This window comes from endosymbiont of Ridgeia piscesae (genome assembly GCF_001443665.1).
Taxonomy (GTDB): Bacteria; Pseudomonadota; Gammaproteobacteria; order Chromatiales; family Chromatiaceae; genus Endoriftia; species Endoriftia persephonae.
The window spans coordinates 121,258-128,918 of record NZ_KQ557121.1 but is presented as its reverse complement, the minus strand read 5'-3'; the positions used below and the strand labels follow the sequence as shown (position 1 = coordinate 128,918).

Sequence of the window (7,661 nt, the reverse complement as noted above, 5' to 3'; positions counted from 1 at the left end):
GCACTTCGCTGATTAAGAGTTTCTTCCGCATGTCAGATACAAAGTATATTTTGGCAAGTTCAAAAATAGACTGCCAATACTTTCGGAACGATTAATAAAGCATGGGTGGGGGATGCCAAATGCAGCTTTGCAAATTGTGAGCGAGGGATGTTTTTCATAGAGATTTATTGCGGCATCGAAGATCGCCAAACACTTCAAGCAGTCCCCGCGTGCCATCCCGGCGCTGCACGATGCCGTTACGCCACTCTGGTGCGCCGTAGTGCAGGATCGCGTGCATGATGTCGGCCACACCTGTCGCCAGGCGTGCGCCGATATATCCGCTCTTCGCTGCATCGGTGACGCCAACGGCCTTTTCCGCCCTGTCGATGCCAACCAGGCCATCCAACAGCCCCTCGTAGGCACGGGCAGACATCTCCTGGCCCAGCGCCTTGAAGTCCTTGCCGATAAGGTCGCTGATCTTCTGTGACAACCGCTTTCGCGCCCCGGGGGCCAGTCCGATCTTTTCCAGCACATCATCCGTAGCCGGGCCGGCCTTGGAGAATTGCGCGTCATCGCTCTTTGGAAATGTCTTTTGCGGCGCATCACTGCGTACGCTTTCCGCCATATCACGCACGATCTGGCGCGCGTGCGCCTTTGTGATTATGCCACGAAACAACCCAATCTTTCTCAGCAGGCTTGCAACCAAAATGGCGAACCGATCCAGCCTTGCCTGATAGCTCTTGTCGTTAAGATTGGTCTCTTCTCCGATATAGGCCAGCACCTCTTCAGCAAACTTAAACTCATCCTGTTGGCTATAGCTGTCTTTCAGTACCGCCGTGAAATAGGGCTTCAGGAGATGCGCCGACGAAGCCACCTGATGAACAACTGCGCGCTTATCAGCGGGTGAAAATAGGTTGAGTCCATGATGGACCAGAACTTCATGCGCCAAGAGCCGCTCGACCTCACTACGGTTAGACAGGTTGCCCGCGATGACAAGTACCCTCCCTGACTTTCCGTAATAGGCACCCTTGACTCGCTCTTTTGTTCCGCCATCTGGCCCAAAGGCTGACTCTTGCGTATCTCTAACGATGAAGCCAAGTCTCGCCGTCCCTGGGAATCGTTTCTTGAAGCCTTCGATAACACGCTCAATCTCCTTGCAGGGACTGGTCGTTCACCCGGTAGTATTCCGCCTTGCCGTTACGCATTACCCGGATCACATCAGGATCGGTCGGCGCTACAATGGCCCACAGCTTTTCAAAGCCAGTCGAATCCAGCTTCTCCAGCTCGTGAAGCACCTCCAGTTCGCCGGCATCCGGCAGTCCAATGTGGTCAGCCACCATCTCCAGGTAGGCGCGGTCCTGCTTGATGCGTTTGGTTATCTCACTGCGCGGCACAATGGCTTGATGATACTTCAGTGATTCATCAGTGATGTAATCACTACCCTTCAGGTTGTCCACCGTCTTGAGCAGCGCCATGTTCTTCATGGCGCTATCTGTCAGCTTGATCCAGTTTGTCAGGATATTCTCAAGCAGGTCATTGGTCGGCACTGCGCCGTCCTTCAGCGCCTTGATGCCGCTAGTTTGGTGGGACAGCCCTCGCTTGGTGCGCGGCCCCATCAGCACAGAGTCGCCATCAACATCTGACGCCCGATAGAAAGGTACATACCAGTCACTCTCCCACTCCTTGCGAGAGGCGCTGTCGATCTCTCCGGCCTGCTCGGCCAGGTCCAGCATGGCATGGTTGATCGCCATGTACTCCTTGCGTGCCTTCTGGAATTGGACCTCCTTGCCCGTGCCGCGCGCCTTCAGGGCGCGGATGTCCTGCTGCGTCAGGTTGTTCTCTCGCCCCTGCGACATCAGCTCTTCGCCGCGATGCCCAGCCATCCAGGCCAGCCAGTCATTCAGGTCACCACCAAGATCGCTCAACACCTCGAGGAGGCCACGGGTGCCGTCACGCCGCTGAACGATGCCGTCGCGCCACTCAGGTGCACCGTAGTGGAGAATCGCGTGCATGGTGTCCGCCACGCCGGTCGCCAGGCGCGCCCCCACATAGCCGCGCTGCACGGAGTCTGTGACACCCACTGCTTTCTCGGCCCGGTCAATGCCAATCAGGCCATCGAACAGCCCTTCATGCGCACGAGAACCCCACTCACGACCGAGCGCGCGGAAATCCTTGTTGATCAGTGAGCCGATCTTCTGCACCAGGCGCTTGCGCTGCTTGGGCGCGAGACCGAGCTTTTCCAGTTCATCGAGATCAATCGCAGGATCGGCCTGCTTTGAGAATTGCGCGTGGTCCGAGCTGGGGAAGGTCTGTTGCATGGCCCCGCGTCGCACGCCCTCGGCCATATCGCGCACGATCTGGCGCGCCTCAGACTTGATGATGCGGCCACGCAGGAAGCCCAGCCGTCTCAGGACGGCGACCACTCGCATCGCAAAGCGGTCAAATCCGGCCTGAATGCTCTCTTCGCTTACCCGGGTATCTTCACCGATGTAGGCAAGCACCTCCTCGGCAAGGGCGAACTCGTCCTGCTCGCTGTACCCATCACGCCGCACTGCATCGAAGTAAGGCTTTAGCTGCTCCTCCGAGACAGCCACCGCCTGCAGGACTTTGCGCTTGCCCGCAGGGGTAAAAAGATTGAGTCCATGATGCACCAGAACCTCATGCGCCAGGACGCGCTCGACCTCACTACGGTTAGACAGGTTGCCTGCGATGAGAAGTACCCATCCGGATTTACCGTAGTAGGCGCCTTTGACTCGCTCCTTGGGCGTGTCTTTGGCCTCGAAAGCCGACTCCTGGGTATCTCTAACGACGAAATGAAGTCTGGCAGCTCCAGGAAACCGTCTTTTAAAATCTTCGATCGCACGCTCAACCTCCTTGACCGACATACCCTTGGGCTTTTCATTATCACCCAGGATGGCGTGCTTGGAGAACTGCGGCTTTTCATCTGGCAGCGCCTTTGGTTGCGGCTCCTTATGCTTAAACTTGGCTTCGTCTTCTGACCGGTAGTGGTGCGGGGCTACGGCTTCTGGAATCTCTTTGCCGCCTGCGTAGGCATTCAATGCCGCCCTGAGATGCTTTCTCAGCCCATCGATGTCATTGAAATACTTTTCTGAGCCAAGCCCTTTGAGCTTGCCTTTGACATTGCCAAGCCAGCGCACAACGGCGTTGAGCAGCTGCTTGAATTTGGATGGATTATCATCTGCCAAACCCTGCAGAAAGCCAGGATCTGCCAAGGCATCACCGACAAAATCCGCCAGCAGCTCTTCCTCGACCTGCTCGATGGCAAATGGTGCCCGCCCCTCCTCCAGGAGGGATTGCATTTTGGCGTCATATTCAAGGAAGCGATCGTAGTGATCTATTGCCTTTTCAAGAAACCACCGATAGAGCGCAGGTCGGCGTCGTTTCAGGTCGTGGAGGAGTTCGTGCCCTGCGACTGCTGGGAATGATCTGTCTCCTGTGAGGCTGACGTAGATGACCCCATCGTTTCCTTTGGCGCGCACGCCCTCGAACTGGTCGAATCGCTCCTCTGTTGGGACGATCGCAACGACTCGTGTAGAAAATCCTGCTTGAATCGCTTGCCTGAATCCAGAAAGGGTGTCAGGCATCTCAATCGCTTCGTAGGCATTGCTCTACTCCTTTCCAAGCCCATAATCAACCAATGACTGATTGAGAAGGTTAGCATCATGCTGATCGGCCAGCCTGCGGAAGCTGCTAACCACCTCCTGCCAGTTACCGCCGCCACGGCTAAACTTGGTCTCGCCACCCACCGCCGCATCGATGAATGCCTGCCGGCTTGCCTCGCTCTCGAACTGAAAGCCTGGGATAGCGCCATTCTTCTTGTAGGAGGAGAAGTAGCCACCATGCCGCTTGGCGATACCCTTCAGCCGAATGTACTCGTCACGCGACACCCGCGCCGACATGCTGGCAACGAACAGATCAATATCCTTCTTGGCATGCCGAGTCTGCTGCAACTCGAATGCCGTGCCCGCGCTACCATCTGCCGCAGCTGATTTATCACTAGGCAGGGCGACACCCTCCATCGGCTTGCCCTGCAGCAGGTTGGCGATGTCCTCAGATGGGTCACTGAGCGCCCGCCACCGCTTGCCGTATTGATCCCACTCGCCGGAGTGCTTCTTGATGATCGGCTTGATGGCATCCTTCATCTCGAAGGTCTTGCCGGTCAGAATCCACTCGTCACCCTGCTGCTCGACCTTCAGTTCGTTGGCTGCCAACACCTCCGCCGGCGGCATCGGTATATCGGCCCGCTCTGGGGCCGCCATGCCCTCGATCTTGTCGAATAGCTCATTGACGTTATCGGCCTCCAGGTCGATACGTCCGCGCTGATAGGGAACCAGGCTGGCGTCGTCATAGCGGTCAATGATCACTACATGGGTCTTTACATTGGTGCCGGCGCGCTCGAAGGTTACCGGCGGCAGCCCCACATCGGCCATCACATAGAAGTTATCGAGCTGGTGCAGACGCCTTTTCTCCTCGGCAACACCCTTCCCGCCTTTGGACTCAATGCGCTTTTCCAGCCGCTCCCGCTCGCCATCTTTGCCATAGACCAGGTTCTCCAGCTTCTTGTTTGCGGCTGGCCCTTCCGGCAGCAGCGCCACAATACGGCCGCCATTTCTCAGATGGTGCATTGCCTTGCCAAGGTGCGCCATAGCTGTCGCGCCACCAGACCCATATGGCGGATTCATCACGATCGCATGGAATTTGTTGGCGGCCTCACTCAGATCCTCGAACGTCTCTTGCCGGTGACGGCCCGGCGCGCGCAATGCCAGGCGCGAAAGCAGTTCACTGGATGGTTCGACAAAGGTACTGGAGACATCTTCAGGGAAGTAGCGGGCAATCGCGCCATGCCCGGCACTCGGTTCCAGGGTGCTCTCATTGCTGCGCATGTTGGCCCACTCCACCATCTTGAAGCTGACCGGTTCAGGAGTAGAAAAGTAATCAACGCCTTCACGCCGGGAGCGGCGCTTGTTGTTCTTCTGCACCCCAAAGTAGTGAGTCTTGGCCTTTTCAAACGGGGTAATCGCTTCCATGCCAGCCCTGTCGCGCTCTTTACCACCCTTGCCCTGCTGCAAGCTTGGGGCGTCTGAGTTGGCGTTCTCGTAGGCATCGACAAACGCCTCACTCAGCGCTCGCGCCTCTTCGCCCAGCGCCAGGTTCTCGGCGGTACCGCTGCGCTGGGATATTTTACTGGCAAAGGTCCAACGCTCGAAGGAGGTGCCGGTACTGATGTACTCGAAGATAGCATCGGACATCTGCCCAACCCGGTAGATGCGCCCCTCGATCTGGATGGCCTGCGTTGGCTTGAGCGGCAACCCAAGGTTCATCAGAACCCGCTGGCTCTTGCCGGTTGTGTCGTGCAGACTGATGCCCTCCTTGCCGCCCTCATCCTGCACCGCGATGATCGACACACTGCCATCGTCATCATTGAAGGCATTGGGGTTTGCCACCTTGTCGCACTTCTTGATAGTACCGTTGTAGAAGGTCAGGGCATCACCGAACGCATCAGCGAATAGATCAAGCGGCCGACACTGGTTGATCTCCAGATTGATCAAATCGGCCCGCGTTGCACGGAAGTCGGCCAACGCCCGGTTGTAGGCATCAGCACTTGCCATCCACTGATTGAGCTGATCGGTGTCCATTGTTCCAAGCAGATCAGACGGTGGTCTGCCGGTACGCTCATGGAAGATATGGAACGGATGAACCGTACCGCCCTTGATCCTGGAGTGGAACAGCACCACCTTACGGCCGAGCGCGATATGCTTCTTCGCACGCTCCACCACATGCGGGGCTTTGATCGCCTCCAACAACTGAATCCTGGCATGGTAGTCGAACCGCCTATTCAGCTCCTCCAGCATGACTGAATAGCCTTCATGCAGGGGATCGTCCTTGTCCCAAGCGCGCTTGCGCAGCCACTCCCACCCCTCATCGATCTTGTTGCCGACCATATCATCGACGCCGATGAACTCGCGGTAGTAGTCCTTATCGACCTCCAGGCGACGGCCGCGCAGGACTCCACGCTCTTTCAGCCAGGCATTGAACTGGCGCTCCATCAGTGCGCCGTTTACCTGCGCATCGGGCTGGGTCAGCTTGCCGGTACGCATCCGGTAGCCGAAGTGCTCGATGAAGAATCTCTCACGGGCGCTGGGGGTGTTGTAGGCCCGCGACTCAGGCTCCGGCCCATACTCAAATAGAAAGCCCTCAGCCAGATCGACCGACTTTACATAAGCAAAAGGCGTGGCGGAGAGATCAAGTCGGCGCGTGCCTTTGCGTTCCCACAAGGCGCGGCGATTCTCCAGGTGCTTCTGCCGCCGCTCCTCCCATAGCTTTTTCTTCTTCTCCAGCTTCTCCTCAAGCGCGGGGATTTGATGCCAAAATCGCTCATCGTCAGACTTGCTGAAGTCAGATGATCTGACTGTCAAGCGCCTTAATCTCTGCCAGCAGATTAGCCTCCATGCCTACCGCATAGGCGTACTCTCCTTGGGGGTGGCCGGTGAGGGTGCGCGTCTTTCTCAGCGCCTTGGTCTCGGCCCCTGCCTCATTCTCAGAGAGCTTGTGCGACTCATCATGCACCACCAGATCCCAGTCACGCTGAGGTTCTAAAGTTGTTCAATAATGTCATATCCGTGAGCCAGAAATCCCAGATTCCACTGGTAAAGCTGAGGTATAAGCTATCTGACCCCGAGTTATTTAAGGAAAAGGGGGTGTAGCTGGTCGTCTTGCTATACCGGCGGCTGTATGCAAGAAAACCATCTATACTTAGGGCGGTGAATTTGTCCGTTCGATCGATGTCAATTCTGGCTCCGACTGCAGCAATTCCGATGTTGATGCCGGCTCCAGGCCCAACGGCAGAGGCATTCCCCTTAATTGTCTGACCGATTTGTGGAGTGAATGACTTAGAATAATTGAGACTATAATTCTTGTTAAGGATATCAATACCAATTACTTCAACTTTTGCCCAAGCACTTGGCTCGGAAGAGAGGCTACCTCCCCAGGGCCGGCCGGAAAAAATAAAGTTGATAGGAATGGCTCCGGAGCGAGGAGGATATATTGGTTAGTCTACAGAAAAATTCCCATTGAAGTTAGCCGATACGGTGCCAGTGCTTGCGCCGATGTCGTAGTTAATCACATCTAATATTCCAAGTTATAAGTTGCCATGAAAGCGGAAGTTGGCCTTGCCGATATCAGGACCCTATATGCTTTGTTTTGGTGCTTAAAAGTTGACTGGGATGTCAAGTAAGGTTGAATGCGCGTGCAGTGGTGCGATTAGCAAAACTGCTTAAGCAACAGAATGAAGATAAGATTTCATGTCGATTACTCTCCTTCAAAGTAGGGCTGCCATTGCTATGCGTATCTGAGCTAAGGTGCGGATTGTTGTCATCGTTGATATGTAAAACTGCCGCATGAATGAGGAGCACACTTTGTGCCTGTATTATGAAATACTTTCACGCGACATAAGTGTTGTCAGAACCAAAGGAACCACATCGCGTTTCTAGTCATTGCGTGAGAAAAGGCCTCACTAGAACAGCCAGACTGCGATGCGACACTACTTATGTCGTTTTTCAGATAGCGTGTTGGCTGGATATTGGCGAATTGGCTGATGTGTAAAGAATTTCGACGTATTTGTTGCTGGCATCGCTCCGATATTGGTCATAAATTCAACAGAA

Annotated in this window: 4 protein-coding genes; all 4 read right to left on the bottom strand. The window is 55.5% G+C overall.

Annotation, left to right across the window (positions count from 1 at the left end):
- Positions 1-154 precede the first annotated feature (154 nt).
- The 4 genes from Ga0074115_RS05320 to Ga0074115_RS16190 all read right to left on the bottom strand — a co-directional run bounded on the left by Ga0074115_RS05320 (position 155) and on the right by Ga0074115_RS16190 (position 6,567).
- A complete protein-coding gene (locus Ga0074115_RS05320) occupies positions 155-928 on the bottom strand; it encodes a hypothetical protein (RefSeq protein ID WP_060528294.1) in 774 nt (257 codons plus the stop codon).
- Between the two features lie 196 nt (positions 929-1,124).
- Positions 1,125-3,584, bottom strand: a complete 2,460-nt coding sequence (locus tag Ga0074115_RS05315; protein ID WP_157292670.1) for a hypothetical protein — start codon at positions 3,582-3,584, stop codon at positions 1,125-1,127.
- A gap of 24 nt (positions 3,585-3,608) precedes the next feature.
- A complete protein-coding gene (locus Ga0074115_RS05310; protein ID WP_060528292.1) occupies positions 3,609-6,416 on the bottom strand; it encodes a hypothetical protein in 2,808 nt (935 codons plus the stop codon).
- Positions 6,397-6,567, bottom strand: a complete 171-nt coding sequence (locus Ga0074115_RS16190; RefSeq protein ID WP_157292668.1) for a hypothetical protein — start codon at positions 6,565-6,567, stop codon at positions 6,397-6,399. The genes Ga0074115_RS05310 and Ga0074115_RS16190 overlap by 20 nt, the downstream gene beginning before the upstream one ends.
- Positions 6,568-7,661 lie beyond the last annotated feature (1,094 nt).

Bases quoted from the DNA above. Each gene is read 5' to 3' on its own strand.
- Ga0074115_RS05315 (WP_157292670.1), bottom strand. From the start codon at position 3,584: ATGCCTGACACCCTTTCTGGATTCAGGCAAGCGATTCAAGCAGGATTT.